Origin of the sequence: Glutamicibacter sp. V16R2B1, assembly GCF_005774635.1 — a bacterium.
Taxonomy (GTDB): Bacteria; Actinomycetota; Actinomycetes; order Actinomycetales; family Micrococcaceae; genus Glutamicibacter; species Glutamicibacter creatinolyticus.
On sequence record NZ_VATX01000001.1, the window covers coordinates 1 to 17243 of the forward strand.

Here is a 17243-nt window from a genome sequence, read left to right on the forward strand (position 1 = left end):
AAGCGATCCATGCCACGGCTTTTTCACGGTCGCACCACTGCCATCCGATAACGCTTCCGTTAGCGATAGCGATCAGCAGGCACCAGCCTGGACGGATATAGATACCGTCGACTTGGACTTCATTGAAAACTTCACCAGTTCGCGGTAAATAGGGTTCGACGTTCCAGCACCAAGCGGTCTGGTAGCGGAAAGTCCGGCCAGTGCCTCCGCCGAATTCGGCTTGAGAAAGCTTGCTCATGAGCCAACCGACGAAGCCAGTGAGTTGGTTGCGAGCTGTGGTGTCAGCTCGCTGGAAAGTGGTGCTCGAATTGCAGTTCTTGCATCGCCAGCGTTGGGTTCCTTTGGATGTCGTGCCGTTCTTTTTCATGGGTGAATGGCAGATAATACAAGTATGGGATTGTCCAGTAAGCTTCACACTTATGGATTGAATACCCATGTGAACCTTGATCCTGTCCCGGCTTTCCGGGGCAGGACCAGGTTTTCAGACACACTTTATTGCCTATAGGCCCCACATTATTCCGGGCCGGGGTTTTCGTCGGCGGGTTGGCCCTGCCGGCGTTGCCCCTCACCGCGGACCGCCAGGGACTTCAGGTCCCGCACCGCGTAGCGCAGGTGTTCGTATTCCTCATCCAGGAGCACCCGCAGTGCCGCCCCAACGCTGAGCATGACGCTGTGCTCTGCGTCCCAGGGGTGGCGGCGTGCTGCCTGCAGCGACTGCGCGTCCTGGACCAGCAGGAAATCGCGCACCTGCTGCTGGCGTTCGGCGCGCACCTGCAGCACCCGCGAGAAGTCCGGATTCGATTCGCTGAACACCGACTCGTCGTAGCCATCCAGCGCGTACTCGTGGTTCGGCACCCCGATCGGATGGTAGGGATGCTCCTCACCGAAGATGCGGCCGCGCAACCAGGTGTTGGTGGCCATCACCAGGTGGCGCAGCGTCTGGGCGAAGGACCATTCCCCGTCCACGCTCAGATCCTGCGTCCCGGCGGGCAGCTCATCCAGGGTACGGCAGGCGGCCGCCCAATGGGCGCTGACCGCATCCCAGGACTGGAGCAGTTCTGCGCCGTGGTGCGAGCCGCGCAGCTCTCGCCCCGGGAACCGGCGGTTCAGTTGCTGCTCCACGAACCCGGTGACCCCACGTCGTTGAGGAACACGCCCTGACTCCCGGCACGGAACCAGGTGCCGTCGATGCGTGCGCCGCCCAGTTCAACGGCGCGCATCCGCACCTCGCCCAGGTCGCAGCGGGTGAACCTGGCCCGACGCAGGTCGGCATCGGTGAAGTGCGCCTGCGGCAGCTGCCCAAAGGGGCCCAAGCTCCTCGCGTCGTCCATTTCGCACCCCCACCGTCTGCTCTGCGCCGGTGGGGACATTCTGCCACCACGGTTTGACCGGCACCAGGAAAAACCGCGGACGGGCCGGTCGGCCAGCTACGTGCGCGCCGGGAATTTCTGCCGATCCGCCACGTGGCGGGGTGATTTGTTCTAGGCTGGGGCCAACGGCACGATGCGCCGCCGGGCAGTGAAGGAGTGATGCGCAATGACCACGTTGTTTCTCACTGGAGGCGGGCTGCCGGGATGGATTTGGGACCAGGTGCGCGCCTATGTGCGCGAAGGCACCGAGGTGGTGCAGTTTCCCGACGGCACCGGGACCCTAAAGGAGCATGCCCAGCTGGTCATCGAGGCCATGCCTCCGGGGGAGGAGCAGGTGACGTTGGTGGCCCACTCGGTGTCGGCGACCGTGGCCGCCCAGGTCGCGTCCATGGTGCCGCGGCGCCTGGACGGGGTGCTGCTGATTTCCTCGCTGCTGCCCCCGCGCGGAAAGTCCCTGGTCGATGTGCTGCCGCTGGTCGGACCCAAGCTCGTTGCGCCACAGCTGGTGAAGAGCGGGCTGAAACTCAGTGAGCGCAGAATTCGGGCGATGTTGCCCGGCGTGGCCGAGGTCGTGATCGACAAGCTGCTGCGTGAGATGGGCGCGTTCTCCGGGCAGCTGCTGGCCGACGCGACCGGCGAACCGCACTGGCCCGCCCGCCGCGGCTACGTGCTCACCACCCAGGACACCGCGATGCCGGCGGGAATGCAGTCGCGGGTGGCCAAGCGTTTTGATGCGACCATTTACCAGCTGGAGACCGGCCACCTGCCGATGCTCACCAAGGCCCGCGAGCTGGCGCGCATCATCGAGCGGTTCAACTCCTAGACAGCGGGGTCGACACCCGTTAGCGTCCGGCAACCTCCAGCGGATTCCCCGGTAACGCGGCGCGGCTTTGGCGCGGCGCGTCCCGGCTGCGGCCGCGGGGGCACAAGGGGAGCGCCGGCACTGCCCTCAGTGGCCGTCCCGGTGGCTGCGCCTCCGGTTGCTATAGCGGCCATGACGGTACTGCGTCCCTTATCTCCCTTCGGCAACCGTCCTTGACGGTGGGTGGCCAGAACCTACGGCGGAACCGGACGGGGCTCCTGGGCTGGTCGAAGAACCTGTTGCTGCGCGACGCATTGACCAACCATGTCTCACCGCGGCCCTGCCCAGTTCGCGCAGGCGCTCGCCGAGCACCGCGATGGTGATTGCCCCGCACCGCGAGGACTGTTCCACCGAATGCCGCGCGAACCTATCCGCAGCCCCGGAGGGCACGTTGGTGGCCTCCCGCGCGGTAGGGGTGGCAAAGCGAGAGTTTCGAAGAGGGCAACGAAGCCGGTGGCGCACAGCAAAGCTTGAGGTGTTGTCTGCGCCTCCTGGGCTTGTGTCAGCACTCACAGGCACTTATAGTGGTTGTGCGATATGCGAATATGACGTTCGATAATCGAACAACTCTGATCTTAGGTTTTGCTTTCACAAAGCAGTGAGGAAGAACTGTGCAGTTTCACCACAACGGATACGTATCGACCGATCCGCGCGTCCAGCCGGCCGCCGGGCTGGGCCTGAACCGGCCCGAGGAGCTGCCGGACCAGATGGACGTGCTGATCGTCGGTTCCGGTCCCGCCGGCATGATCACCGCCGCGCAGCTGGCCCAGTTCCCGAACGTCAGCACCCGCATCATCGACCGCCGTCCCGGACGCCTGGCGATCGGGCAGGCCGACGGCATCCAGGCCCGCAGCGTGGAGACCTTCCAGGCCTTCGGCTTCGCCGAGCGGATCACCGCCGAGGCCTACTGGATTACGGAGATGAACTTCTGGTCCCCGGATCCGCAGAACCCGAAGAACATCGTGCGCACCGACCGCACCATGGATGACCCGCACGGCATCAGCGAGTTCAAGCACCTGATCGTGAATCAGGCGCGCGTGCTGGACTACTTCGCCGAGTACGCGAAGAACTCCCCGGGGCGCATCACCCCGGACTACGGCTACGACTTCAAGTCGCTGACCGTCGAGGAGGGCCAGGAGTACCCGGTGCGCGCCGTGCTGGAGTACACCGATGGGCCGAAGCAGGGCGCCGAACGCGTGGTGCGCGCCAAGTACGTTGTCGGCTCCGACGGCGCCCGCTCGAAGGTGCGCCGCTCCATCGGCGCCAGCCTCTCCGGGGACCAGGCCTTCCACGCCTGGGGCGTGATGGACACCCTGGCCGTGACGGACTTCCCGGACATCCGCATCAAGTGCGCCATCCAGTCCAAGGCCGGCTCGATCCTGCTGATCCCGCGTGAGGGCGGGAACCTCTTCCGGCTCTACGTGGACCTGGGCGAGGTGCCGCACGATGACAACGGCAAGATCCGCCAGACCAGCCTGGAGGAGATCATCGACCACGCACAGCAGATCCTGCACCCCTACACCCTGGATGTGAAGGACGTGGCTTGGCACAGCGTGTACGAGGTCGGCCACCGGCTCACCGACCGCTTCGACGACGTGCTGGTCGATGAGATCGGCACCCGGGAGCCACGCGTGTTCATTACCGGCGATGCCTGCCACACCCACTCGGCCAAGGCCGGTCAGGGCATGAACGTGTCGATGCAGGACGGCTTCAACCTGGCCTGGAAGCTGGGGCACGTGCTCTCGGGGCTCGCCCCGGAGGAGCTGCTGCGCACCTACTCCGCCGAGCGCCAGGTGATCGCGAAGAACCTCATCGACTTCGACAAGGAATGGTCGACCCTGATGGCCAAAAAGCCCGAGGAGTTCGAGGACCCGAAGTTCCTCTCGGACTTCTACGTGCGCACCGCCGAGTTCCCGGCCGGCTTCATGACCGAATACCAGCCCTCAATCCTCACCGGAGAGGCCGAGCACCAGCAGCTGGCCGCGGGCTACCCGATCGGCAAGCGCTTCAAGTCCGCGATGGTCATGCGCTGCGGGGACACCAACCCGGTGCACCTGGGACACCACCACCGGGCCGACGGGCGATGGCGCATCTACGTGTTCGCCGACGCCGCCGCCCCGGGCGCCGACTCGCCGACCACCTCGCTGGCGCAGTGGCTGCGCGAGTCGCCCGACTCCCCGGTGGTGAAGTACACCCCGGCCGGCGCGGACATCGACTCGCTGTTCGACATCAAGGTCGTCTACCAGCAGTCCTACCGTGCCTTCGAAATCACCGACGCCCCGAAGATCTTCCTGCCGAACAACGGCAAGTTCGGTTTGACCGACTACGAGAAGGTCTATGCCGCGAAGGCCGATGACGACATCTTCGAGACCCGGCAGATCAGCCGCGATGGCGCCATCGTGGTAGTTCGCCCGGACCAGTACGTCTCGCACGTGCTGCCGCTGACGGCCACCGATGAACTGGCCGCCTACTTTGAGCCGCTGCTGAAGGCGACCGACGCGGTCGCCACGGCGTAGCGCTCACCCGCGCACGGTCTCGGTGCGCTGCCCACGGGGCCGGAACCTGCCAGTTAGCGGCAAGGTCCGGCCCCGTTGGCCTTCCCCGACCATTCCTGGCTGTTGGGGCCCGGTCCGCGGGAATTCCGGGACGGGCCCGGGGGTTATGCCTAGGACGCAGGCAGTCTTTCGCACCAGCGGCGCCCGGTGCCCATGGTGGGCGAAGGGACCTGGCGAAAGCTGGCCGGATAGAATTACGAGGAGATGCGCGTGGAGAAGTTCGAATTTAACCTGCAGCAGGTCAGCCAGGGCGATGAGGTGTGCGTGGACGGGGTCTGTTTCGTGCCGCCGGCCCAACCCGCCGGTCAGGACGGCGACGGGCAAAAGCCGCAGTCCGGGAGCAGCGACTCCTAGTCCAGCTGGGAGGAGAGGTAATCGCGCAGCACCAGCGCGTGGTTGGCCTCTTCATTCTTCGCCGCATACAGCAACGTGACCTTCTCCTGGGCAGCGAAGGTCTCCAAGAACTCGTCAACCCGGGGGTTTTGATCCAATTCCTGCCGGTAGTGCTCGGCGAACTCGGCAAAATGCTGCGGGTCGTGGTTCCAGCCCTTGCGCAGGTCACTGGAGGGGGCCAGGGACTTCGCCCACTGGTCGATGTGCGCGTCGACCTTTGTCATCCCGCGCGGCCAGAGCCGGTCCACCAGCACCCGGTAGCCGTCGGAATCGGCGGGTGCCTCGTAAATCCTCTTAACCTGCAGTTCGCTCATGCCTGTGCTCCTTTCGTGCTGCGTGCCTATGGCCGCCCGTCGGCGGGATCCTCCGGCTCGGCAGTGCGTTCGCGGACACCGGTGGAATCAGAGTCCCCGGGCATCGGGTCCGGGTCGATGCTCGTCGCACCGGACGGGTTCGCCGCGAGCTGGCCCTTGAGCTGCTTCAGCCGGCGGCCGCGGCCGCGGTACAGCGTCCAGCCGATCACCCCGGCCACAAAAATCACCGCCGCGGCGATCGCCCCGGTCAGTGACGCTCCGCCAAACCAGGTCGCCCCGGTATCCAGGATCCGGCGGGCCTTGAGCGCCGCGTCGGAGGAATTCAAAAAGATCCCCAGCGTCAGCCAGTTCGGGGCGGCCAGCAGGATCGCGACCACCAGGATCGCCAGGCGCCCCCTCCAATGCAGTTTGCGGATCCGCATCTGCCAGGCGACCACCAGCGGCACCAAGGTGAAGATGAAGCCCAGTGAAAGCCCGGCGATCCATCCGCCACTGGCGGTCCCGTCGTTTTGCGAAACGATGCGCGTCGCCCACCACACCGGCAGGAACAGGGTCGCGAACAGGTAGAGCAGGAACGCCACCGCGACCCCGACCGCAATCAGGATGGCGCGCCGCTTCCAGCCGTTGCCGCCGGCGCTGTCCGGGCCGGGGTGACGTTCAGGATTTGGTGTCGGTTCGGTCAGATCTGACATATTCGAATCCTCGCACGGATCGGTGCCTCAGCGTAGGACAAATATCGCCTTGTTTGTTATCGATTGCATGTTGAGTAGGCTAATCTGTAAGGAGTTGGGGGAGTTGCCACCAGCTGACGTTGAACCACCTTGTCTTCGGCGTCCCAGCCGCAGGCGCACAGTATTCGGGAGGACATCTCATGTCTGACAAAGGGCCGACCCACTCGCACTCCGAGTCTGCCTCGGAGACCACGAGCATTGCGCTGCCCACCCAGAGCCGGCCTTCCGAACCCTCGGTGATCTACACGCTCAGCGAAGATGAACGTCGCGCCGTGGCGGCCCTGCCCGAGGGGTCGGCGCTGCTGATCGCCCACACCGGCCCGAACCAGGGGGCCCGCTTCCTGCTGGACAAGGACAAGAACGTGGCCGGGCGGCACCCGAACGCGGACATCTTCCTGGACGACGTCACCGTCTCCCGCCGCCATGCGGCCTTCGAGCGCGAGGGCAGCGGCTACCGGCTGAACGACATCGGCTCGCTGAACGGCACCTACATCAACGGGGACCGGGTGGACAGCGTCCTGCTGGCCAACGGCGTGCAGGTGCAGATCGGAAAGTTCCGGCTGAACTTCTACCAGAGCGTTCCGGCGTAAAATCGAAACAGCAGTAAGACTTCACGGATCCGGCCGCGGCCGGAATCCAGCGACGTAACCGAGGTGTGGACCCTTTGCCGATGTTTGATGCAGCACGAAGCCAGCGGATCGAGGCGGTACGCCCCGAGTCACCCCGGGCTGCGGCGTTAAACATCGGCGAGGTGCTCGCCGAGCTGAAGCGGGAATTCCCGCAGGTCACCGCGTCCAAGATCCGCTTCCTGGAGGACAAGGGACTGATCATCCCGCAGCGCACCGCGGCAGGGTACCGCAAGTACACCGCGGCTGACGTGAACCGGCTGCGTTTCATCCTGTCCGTCCAGCGCGACCAGTACCTGCCGCTGAAGGTGATCAAGGACCACCTGGATGCGATGGACCGCGGGGAAGCCCCGGACACCCTGCCCGGCGGCGCCCCGAACGCGCCGCAGCTGGTGAGCAACCAGATGGGCGAGCAGGTCGAGAACCGCACCCGCCCGGTGTCGATGGCCGAACTGCAGGGCATGACCGGGGCGAGCGCGGACCTGGTCAAGCAGCTGATCAGTTTTGGGCTGATCGAGGCCGAGGGCGGGCTGTTCGACGCGCACAGCGTGCAGGTCACCCAGTCCGCGGTCAACCTGGCCAGCCATGGGGTCGAGCCGCGCCACCTGCGCCAGTTCCGGCTCGCAGCCGAACGCGAATACTCGCTGATCGACACGATCGTGGGGGCCGACGCCAAGCGCCAGGAAGTCTCCGCCCGGGCCCGCGCCGCCGAGGAGGCGCGCAACATTGCCGAGCAGTGCCTGAAACTGCATGATGCCTTGGTGCAGCGTGCTATTTCCCATTTGGATCGCTAGTCTGGTCACAAGCGTTTCGCACCCAACATGCAAAGGGGGAACGTGAATGTTGGAACTAGAATTCGCCGGGATCCGGATCCAGTTGCCCTCCAACCAGCCCCTGCTGCTGTTGAAGCATCCCGAACGCAACCTCTATCTTCCGCTGTGGATCGGCGCGCCCGAGGCCTCGGCCATCGCCATGTCCGAACAGGGGCTCACCCCGCCGCGGCCCATGACCCACGACCTGATGATCAACGTCTTCGAGGCGCTGAAGGTGCAGCTGGACCGGGTGGAAATCGTCTCGGTTGACAACGCCATCTTCACCGCGGATCTGGTGCTGTCCAACGGAGTGCGGGTCGACTCGCGTTCCTCCGATGCGGTGGCGCTGGCGGTGCGCGCCCAGTGCCCGATCATGTGCACCGAGGAAGTGCTGCAGACCGCCGGCGTCGTGATCGAAACCTCCACCGAGGAGGAGCCCCCGGAGGAGCAGATGCGCGAGTTCCGGGAGTTCTTGGACAACATCGATCCCGAAGACTTCAGCTAGGAGCCGCCGGTGGGCAAATGTGCAGGGCGACACGCCCTCAAGTAATAGTTGAAGGTCTTTGACCTAACCCCGATATCGCCGTACCGTCAAATCATAGGGATTTGCCATTCGATTCTGGAAACGGGCTATCATCACTCGCGCGTTGCAACCAGCGATACCGTCCCTGCCGAATGTGAATGCGCTAGATGCAAGGAGTAATTGGATGGACTCTCGGGATACCGGCCCACAACAACGGGCTCCTGGTGAAGTGCAACGCTCCACAACCCAGGGATTGCTGTTCACCGACGATCTGCCGCAGCTGGATGAACACGCCGGCTACCGCGGCCCGATCGTCTGCAAGGCTGCGGGGATCACCTACCGCCAGCTCGACTACTGGGCCCGCACCGGCCTGGTTGAACCCGGCGTGCGCGGGGCCAAGGGCTCGGGCTCGCAGCGGCTGTACTCCTTCCGCGACATCCTGGTGCTCAAGGTCGTCAAGCGCCTGCTGGACACCGGGGTATCGCTGCAGCAGATCCGCACCGCCGTCTCCCACCTGCGTGAACGCGGGGTGGAGGACCTGGCGCAGATCACCCTGATGAGTGATGGAGCCTCGGTGTACGAATGCACCAGCGCCGATGAGGTCATCGACCTGGTCCAGGCCGGGCAGGGAGTCTTCGGGATTGCCGTGGGCCGGGTGTGGCGCGAGGTCGAGGGATCGCTCGCCCAGCTGCCCAGCGAAAACTCCGCCGAAGCCCACCCGCACGATGAACTCGCCGCGCGGCGCGCAGCCAAGGCCGCCAAGCTCAACGCCGGCTAAACGGCCCAGGCGGCTCGGCCGGTCCCGGGCGTGCCGGGGCCCTGGAAGCCGTCGCATCGTGCGCTGTAGGACTGGCGCTAAAACCCCGGGGGCCGGGGCGAACAAAACTTCAGATACTGAAAAAGGACCACCATTCGGTGGTCCTTTTTCAGTCTGCGCTGCCGGTGGCCTCCGGTGGCATGGCTGCCTGGGCCGTGGCTGCCTGTTGTTCCCTGGGCGTGCGCGTGGTGAGTCTAGGCGGGCTGGGCTGCCTTGTCGGTGGCCATGATTTCCTTCAGCAGCCCATCGAACTGGGACACGATCGGCCCGGTGGACTTGCTCGGCCACTGATGTACCGAGTAGGCCGCGCCCTGGATCTGCTGCCATTCGGGGTGTTCGGGAATCTCCGGGGTGAGCATCGAGTCGCCGAACATCTGGCGCATCTCGTTCAGCCGGAAGGTGTGCTCGGCCGAATCCTTGCGCACGCGGTTGGCCACGACCTTGATCGGTCCCAGGGTGGGGGCGAATTCCTTGCGGAACAGCTCCAGGGCACGCTGGGTGCGTTCGGTGCCGGCCACGGAGAACAGGCTGGGCTCGGCCACCAGCAGCAGCTGGTCCGAGGCGCTCCAGGCCATGCGGGTCAGCCCGTTGAGCGAGGGCGGGCAGTCGATGAGCACCAACTGGTAACCCGAAGTGCGGCTGAGCAGCTGGGTCAGGCGGCGCAGGTCGCGGGTGCGCAGGTCCGGACGGTCGTAGATGCCGGTGTAGGCATCGCCCACGGCCACATCGAGTACGGGGATGCGGGTGCGGGACTTCTTCTCGGCGGCCTTGGACTGCCAGGAGCTGGCGGCGACATTGTCCTGCAGGCGGGCGCGGCGCACGTTCTTCAGCATCTGCCCGATGGTCTGCTTGTCCTCGGCCCGAACGCCCAAACCGGTGCTGGCATCGGCATGCGGGTCCAGGTCGATGACGAGGGTGGGGATGCCGGCGGCGAGGGCGGCCGAGGCAAGACCGAGGGTCACCGAGGTCTTTCCTACGCCACCCTTGAGGCTGCTGATGCTCACTACGTGCACGGAACAGACCACGCCTTTCACTGTTCGCCGATTGAAGGTACCGCGGGACTTAATCTCTAATTATCATAGTCGGCTCGAGTCGAAATCCCCGAGTTCGCAACGTCGGTTTTTGCTCTTTATCACGATACCCCGCTTTATAACCACTGATAGCAACATGACGCTGTGGTCAGACCACAAGACGAAATTTTTGGCCAACGTGCCTGCCGTCACTGTAGGGTGTGGAATTAGGTGCTCGACAACGAGCCACTTCCGACGCCCTGCGCCGACGACGATGCCGGGTAGGTCTTGCTGTACCCAGCTGCCTGCTCCCGTACCGTCTGCGACGCGACGAATCGATGTAGGAACACCATGTTTGAAAAAATCTTGGTTGCCAACCGCGGCGAGATCGCCATCCGCGCGTTCCGCGCCGCCAATGAACTCGAGGCAAAAACCGTTGCAGTCTACCCCTACGAGGACCGCAACTCGATCCACCGGCAGAAGGCCGATGAGTCCTACCGGATTGGCGAAGAAGGCCACCCGGTCCGTGCCTACCTGGATGTAGACGAGGTGATCCGCGTCGCCAAGGAAGCCGGTGCGGACGCGATCTACCCGGGTTACGGGTTCATGAGTGAAAATCCCGAGCTCTCCCGCGCTGCGAAGGAAAATGGCATCAAGTTCATCGGCCCCTCCGCCGACGTGCTGGAGCTGGCCGGCAACAAGGTCGCCGCGCTGAAGGCCGCCCGCGAGGCCGGCATCCCGGTGCTGGCCTCCACCGAGCCGAGCGACGACGTGGACTGGCTGACCGGTCAGGCGGAGAAGATCGGCTTCCCGCTGTTCGTCAAGGCCGTGGCCGGCGGCGGCGGACGCGGCATGCGCCGGGTGGACCAGCGCGAGGACCTGAACGACGCGCTGAACGCGGCCATGCGCGAGGCCGGCACCGCATTCGGGGACCCGACCGTGTTCCTGGAACAGGCCGTGCTGCGCCCGCGGCACATCGAGGTGCAGATCCTGGCCGATGAGCACGGCAACGTCGTGCACCTGCACGAGCGCGACTGCTCGCTGCAGCGCCGCCACCAGAAGGTCGTGGAGATCGCCCCGGCCCCGAACCTGGACGATTCGATCCGCCAGGCGCTGTACCGCGACGCGGTCAAGTTCGCCACCGCCCTGGGCTACCAGAACGCCGGCACCGTCGAATTCCTGGTCGACACCGTGGGCGAGCGCGCCGGGCAGCACGTGTTCATCGAGATGAACCCGCGCATCCAGGTCGAGCACACGGTCACCGAGGAAGTCACCGACATCGACCTGGTGCAGGCGCAGATGCGCATCGCCGCCGGGGCCACCCTGGAGGAGCTGGGCATCCGCCAGGAGGAGATCAAGGTCCGCGGCTGGGCGCTGCAGTCGCGCATCACCACCGAGGACCCGGCCAACGGTTTCCGTCCGGATGTGGGCACCATCACCGTGTACCGTTCGGCCGGCGGCTCCGGGGTGCGCCTGGATGGCGGCACCGTCTACACCGGCGCGGAAATTTCCCCGCACTTCGACTCGATGCTGGTCAAGCTGACCTGCCGCGGCCGGGACTTCGCCACCGCGGTGGCCCGCGCCCGCCGCGCCCTGGCCGAGTTCCGCATCCGCGGGGTGGCCACCAACATCTCCTTCATCCAGAACGTGCTGGCCGATCCGCAGTTCCTGGCCGGCAACGTGGCCACCGACTTCATCGACAAGCGCCCCGAGCTGCTCACCGCCAACCAGTCGCAGGACCGCGGCACCAAGGCGCTGAACTACCTGGCCGCGGTGACCGTGAACCAGCCCAACGGCCCGCGCATCGAGGGCATCGACCCGCGCAAGAAGCTTCCGGCGTTCCCGGGGGACAAGGCCAGCGAGCCGGAGCGTTCACCCTTTGACGGGCCCTCGCAGACCGTGCAGCCGCCGGCCGGCTGGCGCCAGGTACTGCTGGAGAAGGGCCCGCAGGGCTTTGCCAAGGCGCTGCGCGAGTCCAACGCGGTGGGGGTCACCGACACCACCTTCCGCGACGCGCACCAGTCGCTGCTGGCCACCCGGGTGCGCACCCGCGACCTGCTGCACGCCGCCCCGGCCTACGCCCACGTGGTCCCGCAGCTGTTCTCCATGGAGGTCTGGGGCGGGGCGACCTACGACGTCTCGCTGCGCTTCCTGGGCGAGGACCCGTGGAAGCGCCTGGAGCTGCTGCGCGCCGAGCTGCCCAACATCCCGCTGCAGATGCTGCTGCGCGGACGCAACACCGTGGGCTACACCCCGTACCCCACCCAGGTGACCGACGCATTCGTCGCCGAGGCCGCCAAGAGCGGGATCGACATCTTCCGCATCTTCGACGCGCTGAACGACATCGACCAGATGACCCCGGCCATCAAGGCCGTGCGCGCCACCGGGACCGCGGTGGCCGAGGTGGCCCTTTGCTACACCGGCAACCTGCTGGACGCCAACGAGAAGCTCTACACTCTGGAGTACTACCTGGAGCTGGCGCAGAAGATCGTCGACGCCGGGGCCCACATCCTGGCGATCAAGGACATGGCCGGGCTGCTGCGCCCGGCCGCGGCGAAGCTGCTGGTCTCCGCGCTGCGTGAGCGCTTCGACCTGCCGGTGCACCTGCACACCCACGACACCTCCGGCGGGCAGCTGGCCACCTTGATGGCCGCGGTGGACGCCGGGGTGGACGCGGTCGACGTGGCCAGCGCCGCGATGGCCGGCACCACCTCCCAGCCCTCGGCCTCCGCCCTGGTCGCCGCGCTGGAGAACACCGAACGCGACACCGGCCTCTCGCTGGACGCGGTCGCCTCCCTGGAACCGTACTGGGAAGCGGTGCGCGCGATGTACAAGCCGTTCGAGTCCGGGCTGCCGGCCCCGACCGGGCGCGTCTACCAGCACGAGATCCCCGGCGGGCAGCTGTCCAACCTGCGCCAGCAGGCGATCGCCCTGGGCCTGGGGGAGCGCTTCGAGGCGATCGAGTCGATGTACGCCTCGGTCAACGCGATGCTCGGCAACCTGGTGAAGGTCACCCCCTCCTCCAAGGTGGTCGGCGACCTGGCCCTGCAGCTGGTCGGCTCCGGGGTGGCGGCCGACGAGTTCGAGGCCAACCCGCAGAACTACGACATCCCCGACTCGGTGATCCAGTTCCTCTCCGGGGAGCTGGGGGACCCTCCGGGCGGCTGGCCCGAACCGTTCCGCACCAAGGCCCTGCAGGGGCGCACCGTGCGCCCGCGCGTGGAGGACCTGGAACCGCAGGACGCCAAGGCGCTGCAGGGCGACTCGGACACCGTGCGCTCGACCCTGAACCGGCTGCTGTTCGCCGGACCGACCCGCGACTTCGAGGCCAGCGTCGAGAACTACGGCGACCTGTCGGTGCTGCACACCCGCGACTACCTCTACGGGCTGAGCTCCGACGGGGAGCACGTGGTCTCGCTGGGCAAGGGGGTGCGCCTGCTGGTCAAGCTGGTCTCCGTCTCCGAGCCCGATGAGAAGGGCATGCGCACCGTGGTGGTCACCCTCAACGGCCAGCAGCGCCAGCTGCAGGCCCGCGACGAGTCCGTAGAATCCACGGTCAAGACCGCGCCGAAGGCCGACCCGAACAACCGCGCCCACGTCGCCGCCCCGTTCGCCGGGGCGGTCACCGTCGGGGTGCAGGAGGGCGACTGGGTGGAGGCCGGGCAGGCCGTGGCCACCATCGAGGCGATGAAGATGGAGGCGGGGATCACCGCCAACGTCTCGGGCACCGTCAACGAGATCACGCTCAACGGCACGAGCCAGGTGCAGGGCGGGGACCTGCTGCTGGTGATCAAGCCGGAGTAGCACCCGCCGCGGGCCGGGACGTACCCCCTTCCCGCCGCGCACCGGGCCGGTCGGCGTTTAGCGTCGGCCGGCCCGGGCCATGTCACCGGCGCCCACCGACCACAGCGGCTAGAGTGGATGGGGCCGCAGCGGCCCGCCGCCGTGCCCGGGCATTTTGTTGCCGGAGACGTGGTGCGCGTGCAGAGTTATCAGTGTGACGATCAGGAAGGCCCGTACATGCGCTGGATTCCCGGTTCCCGTTCCAATCCCGGCTCCGCAGCCGGCACCGCCCCCGGCAAGGGCCCGGCCTCCGGTGCCGCGGCGGCCGGGGGTGTGCGGCCCCTGGCGCAGGTGGGTGCGCAGGTCGCGGCGAAGCACCCGAAGCTGCCGGTGGCGCTGTTCCGGCTTGAGCCCGAGGTTGCGCTGCAGCCGCTGCGGCTGAAGCTGGCCTCCGCCCTGGCCGAGGCGTCGGTGAGCACCAGCTTCACCCTGGGCGGCCCGGGCCGGGTGCAGGCGGTGCTCGATGGCCAGCTGCCGGCCCAGGCCGTGCTGGTCGTGGTGACCACCAGCGATGACGGGGCACAGGACCGGCTGATGGACCTGGTCGAATGGCTGCTGGCCAACGGGCGCCAGCAGCTGGCTGAGCACCTGGTCTTCGCCCCGGTGGGCCAGCGCCGCCAGCTGGCCGGATCCTTCGCGTTCGCGCATGTGCCGCTGGGCGCCCAGGTGCTGGAACACGCCAGCGGCGGCACGCCGTTGCGAAGGCGTGCCGCCGCTGCGGGGATCGACCAGCTGCGTGATGCGGTGCTGGATCAGGCCTTGGGCTTGGAGTAGATCGCCTCCACCACGTCCTGGTAGTCGCTGAGCACCTTGGCGCGCTTGATCTTCAGCGAAGGGGTCAGGTGCCCGGATTCCTCGGTGAAGTCCTCGGCCACCACGCGGAACTCCTTGATCTGCTCGGCGCGGGAGACCGACTCGTTGGCCTTGTCGATCACCTTCTGCAGGGCGGTGCGCACCTGCGGCTGCTGGACGACCTCGGCCATCGGCAGGTCGCGGGAGAGCTGGTGGCGTTCCAGCCAGCCGGGCAGCGCCTCCGGGTCCAGGGTGACCAGTGCGGCGATGAACGGGCGGTTGTCGCCCACCACCAGGCACTGGGAGACCAGCGCGTCGGCGCGGACCTGGTCCTCCAGCAGCGCCGGGACCACGTTCTTGCCGCTGGCGGTGACGATGATTTCCTTCTTGCGCCCGGTGATCTTCAAGAACCCGTCCTCATCCAGCTCCCCGATGTCCCCGGTGTGGAACCAGCCATCGGTGAAGGCCTCGCGCTGCAGGTCGGGGCGGTTGTAGTAGCGCGGCATCACGCAGATGCCGCGGGCCAAAATTTCCCCGTCCGCGGCGATCTTCACCGCGTTGCCCGGCAGCGGGCGGCCCACGGTGCCGATCTTGATTTGCTTGAGCGTGTTCACGGTGATCGGGGCGGTGGTCTCGGTCAGGCCGTAGCCCTCCAACACGGTGACCCCCACGCCGTTGAAGAAGTGGCCCAGGCGCTCGCCCAGCGGGCCGCCGCCGGAGACGGCGTGGCGCACGTTCCCGCCCATGGCCTCGCGCAGCTTGGAGTAGACCAGCACGTCGAACAGCTTGTGCTTCAGCTTCAGGCCCAGCGGGATCTTGCCCTCCTGCTGGGCGCGGGAGTAGGCCACCGCGGCGCGGGCGGCGGTGTGGAAGATCTTGCCCTTCCCGCCGTCCTCGGCCTTGAGCATCGCCGAGTTGTACACCTTTTCGAACACCCGCGGCACGGCCAGGATGAAGTTGGGCTTGAAGGACTGCAGGTCCTCCAGCAGGTGCTTGACGTCCGGGGTGTGCCCGACGCGGCAGCCGGCGGCGACCGCGACGATGGAGATGAAGCGGGCGAAGACGTGGGCCAGCGGCAGGAACATGATGGTGGCCGCGCCCGGGTAGACCGCCTCGGGCAGCTCGGCGACCGCGTTGTCGGCCAGCTCCACGAAGTTGCCGTGGGTCAGTTCGCAGCCCTTGGGCCGCCCGGTGGTGCCCGAGGTGTAGATCAGCGTGGCGGTGTCGCGCAGCCCCGGTGCGCTGCGGCGCGCCTCCAGCTGCTCGTCGGAGACCTGTTGGCCGGCCTGGCGCAGCTCATCGAGCCCGCCCTCGTACTGCCAGACGTGTTCCAGCGCCTCCAGCTGCTCCTGGTGGGCGGCCTGGCGCACCACGTTCTCGTGGTTCGGGGTCTCCACCACGATCGCCACCGACCCGGAGTCGCCCAGGATCCAGGCGACCTGGGAGGGGGAGGAGGTTTCGTATACGGGCACGGTGATGCACCCGGCGAACCAGATGGCGAAGTCCACCAGCGTCCACTCGTACTTGGTGCGCGACATCAGCCCGATGCGGCTGCCCGGTTCGATGCCCTGGGCGATGAAGCCCTTGGCGATCGCGGCCGCGTCGGCGGCGAACTGCGAGGCGGTGATGTCCTGCCAGCTGCCGTCGGGGCGGGGTTTGGAGAACAGCGCCGGATTCGCCGCGGAATTCGCGTGCCGCAACAGCAGATCGGTGATGTTGGACTGTTCGGGGCTCTTGATGCGAATCGGGGTGCTGAACTCGATCATCGGTGTCTCACTCCTGACGTATGTGACCGGGGTAATCGCAGCGAGTAAGCTACGTCACAGGATATTACTTGATAGTAACCTAGCTGCGACCTGTGGCCAAGTTGGCTATACCCTAGCCCCATCATCTCCCGGATCGCGGTCGTTGGGTAGCCGGTAGAGCAGCAGGCCCACCCCGGCCAGGGTGATCAGCCCCAGCGCGATGAACAGGGCCGTGGGCGCGCCGCGGAAGAAGATCACGCCCAGCAGCAGCGCCAGCGGGCCGCCGGCCGCGGCCAGCCAGGCCAGGGTCAGTACCGGGTCGCCGGACCCGATCGCCACCGGGTCCTCCGGCACGAATTCCCCGTCCGGTTCCTCCTGAAGCGCGTAATCGCGCGGGCCGCTGGCCCCGGGGCCGGTGGTGAACAGCCGGCGCAAGCGCTCATCGTGGGATTCGGGCCCCGTGTTGCCCGCCTTGCCGGCAGGGCCCGGGGTGACGGAGTGGCCGGGGAAGACGGAGTTGCCGGGGGTGCCCGGGGTGCCGGGAGCGGACTGGCCGCCGGACCCGGTGTCGGTGCCTGCGGGGTCGTGCTTCCCGGACGTATGTTGGTCCGCTTCCCGGGTGGGATCGTCGTTCGAACGCTTCGTCTCCGCGGCGCCGGGATCTGGGCTCCCGCTCTGCGCCGGGTTCCCGGTCTGTTCCCCGGCCTGGTCCCCGGGTTGGTCCCCGTCGGACCCGGTCCGGGGTCGACGCGGCAGCGGGCCGGCCGCCTGCAGCCGGGCGACCAGCTCATCCCACTGCGGGTCCGGGGTGCTGGAGGGTCGTTGGTCCTTCGGGTCCACCGCGCCGCTG

At 66.9% G+C, this 17243-nt stretch carries 16 protein-coding genes and 1 pseudogene; 9 read left to right on the forward strand and 8 right to left on the reverse strand.

Annotated elements, in window-relative coordinates; translation table 11 throughout:
• From FDN03_RS00005 to FDN03_RS00015, 3 genes and pseudogenes are all read right to left on the reverse strand, one after another.
• A pseudogene (locus FDN03_RS00005) lies at positions 1-436 on the reverse strand (IS256 family transposase); the annotation flags it as partial.
• A 77-nt stretch (positions 437-513) separates the two neighbouring features.
• Positions 514-1122, reverse strand: coding sequence for a DinB family protein (locus FDN03_RS00010; protein WP_171021068.1), 609 nt, complete (start codon positions 1120-1122; stop codon positions 514-516).
• Positions 1107-1313, reverse strand: coding sequence for a pentapeptide repeat-containing protein (locus FDN03_RS00015; RefSeq protein ID WP_171021069.1), 207 nt, complete (start codon positions 1311-1313; stop codon positions 1107-1109). Before FDN03_RS00015 ends, FDN03_RS00010 begins: the two co-directional genes overlap by 16 nt.
• Positions 1314-1536: 223 nt before the next feature.
• Between FDN03_RS00015 and FDN03_RS00020 the strand changes: the two genes are divergently transcribed.
• The 3 genes from FDN03_RS00020 (at position 1537) to FDN03_RS16340 (ending at position 5141) form a co-directional block, all read left to right on the forward strand.
• Positions 1537-2193, forward strand: a complete 657-nt coding sequence (locus FDN03_RS00020) for an alpha/beta hydrolase (RefSeq protein WP_138172897.1) — start codon at positions 1537-1539, stop codon at positions 2191-2193.
• A gap of 650 nt (positions 2194-2843) precedes the next feature.
• Complete coding sequence (locus tag FDN03_RS00025) at positions 2844-4748, forward strand: FAD-binding monooxygenase (protein ID WP_138172899.1); 1905 nt, start codon at positions 2844-2846, stop codon at positions 4746-4748.
• 249 nt (positions 4749-4997) lie between these two features.
• Complete coding sequence (locus tag FDN03_RS16340; RefSeq protein ID WP_171021070.1) at positions 4998-5141, forward strand: hypothetical protein; 144 nt, start codon at positions 4998-5000, stop codon at positions 5139-5141.
• On the opposite strand, the gene FDN03_RS00030 is transcribed toward FDN03_RS16340, so the two are convergent.
• On the reverse strand, positions 5138-5494 hold the full coding sequence (locus tag FDN03_RS00030; RefSeq protein ID WP_138172901.1) for a DUF488 family protein: 357 nt from the start codon (positions 5492-5494) through the stop codon (positions 5138-5140). The genes FDN03_RS16340 and FDN03_RS00030 overlap by 4 nt on opposite strands.
• Positions 5495-5520: 26 nt before the next feature.
• Complete coding sequence (locus tag FDN03_RS00035; RefSeq protein WP_138172903.1) at positions 5521-6186, reverse strand: hypothetical protein; 666 nt, start codon at positions 6184-6186, stop codon at positions 5521-5523.
• Between the two features lie 179 nt (positions 6187-6365).
• Here FDN03_RS00035 and FDN03_RS00040 point away from each other — a divergent pair, with 179 nt between their 5' ends.
• The 4 genes from FDN03_RS00040 (at position 6366) to FDN03_RS00055 (ending at position 8964) form a co-directional block, all read left to right on the forward strand.
• Positions 6366-6815, forward strand: coding sequence for an FHA domain-containing protein (locus FDN03_RS00040; RefSeq protein ID WP_138172905.1), 450 nt, complete (start codon positions 6366-6368; stop codon positions 6813-6815).
• An 80-nt stretch (positions 6816-6895) separates the two neighbouring features.
• On the forward strand, positions 6896-7645 hold the full coding sequence (locus tag FDN03_RS00045; protein WP_138172907.1) for a MerR family transcriptional regulator: 750 nt from the start codon (positions 6896-6898) through the stop codon (positions 7643-7645).
• A gap of 46 nt (positions 7646-7691) precedes the next feature.
• Entirely contained in the window at positions 7692-8168 is a 477-nt protein-coding gene (locus FDN03_RS00050) for a bifunctional nuclease family protein (protein WP_054821365.1), read from the forward strand.
• Positions 8169-8370: 202 nt separating this feature from the next.
• Positions 8371-8964 (forward strand): MerR family transcriptional regulator, encoded by a 594-nt coding sequence (locus FDN03_RS00055; RefSeq protein ID WP_138172909.1) that lies wholly within the window; start codon positions 8371-8373, stop codon positions 8962-8964.
• Positions 8965-9197: 233 nt separating this feature from the next.
• On the opposite strand, the gene FDN03_RS00060 is transcribed toward FDN03_RS00055, so the two are convergent.
• Positions 9198-10016 (reverse strand): ParA family protein, encoded by an 819-nt coding sequence (locus tag FDN03_RS00060; protein ID WP_138172911.1) that lies wholly within the window; start codon positions 10014-10016, stop codon positions 9198-9200.
• 348 nt (positions 10017-10364) lie between these two features.
• Between FDN03_RS00060 and FDN03_RS00065 the strand changes: the two genes are divergently transcribed.
• Together FDN03_RS00065 and FDN03_RS00070 are read left to right on the forward strand one after the other, a co-directional pair.
• Entirely contained in the window at positions 10365-13817 is a 3453-nt protein-coding gene (locus tag FDN03_RS00065; protein ID WP_138172913.1) for a pyruvate carboxylase, read from the forward strand.
• A gap of 117 nt (positions 13818-13934) precedes the next feature.
• A complete protein-coding gene (locus FDN03_RS00070; protein ID WP_138172915.1) occupies positions 13935-14630 on the forward strand; it encodes a hypothetical protein in 696 nt (231 codons plus the stop codon).
• Here FDN03_RS00070 and FDN03_RS00075 read toward each other — a convergent pair.
• On the reverse strand, positions 14609-16414 hold the full coding sequence (locus FDN03_RS00075; protein WP_138172917.1) for an AMP-dependent synthetase/ligase: 1806 nt from the start codon (positions 16412-16414) through the stop codon (positions 14609-14611). The genes FDN03_RS00070 and FDN03_RS00075 overlap by 22 nt on opposite strands.
• Before the next feature lie 105 nt (positions 16415-16519).
• A complete protein-coding gene (locus tag FDN03_RS00080; protein ID WP_138172919.1) occupies positions 16520-17233 on the reverse strand; it encodes a hypothetical protein in 714 nt (237 codons plus the stop codon).
• Positions 17234-17243 lie beyond the last annotated feature (10 nt).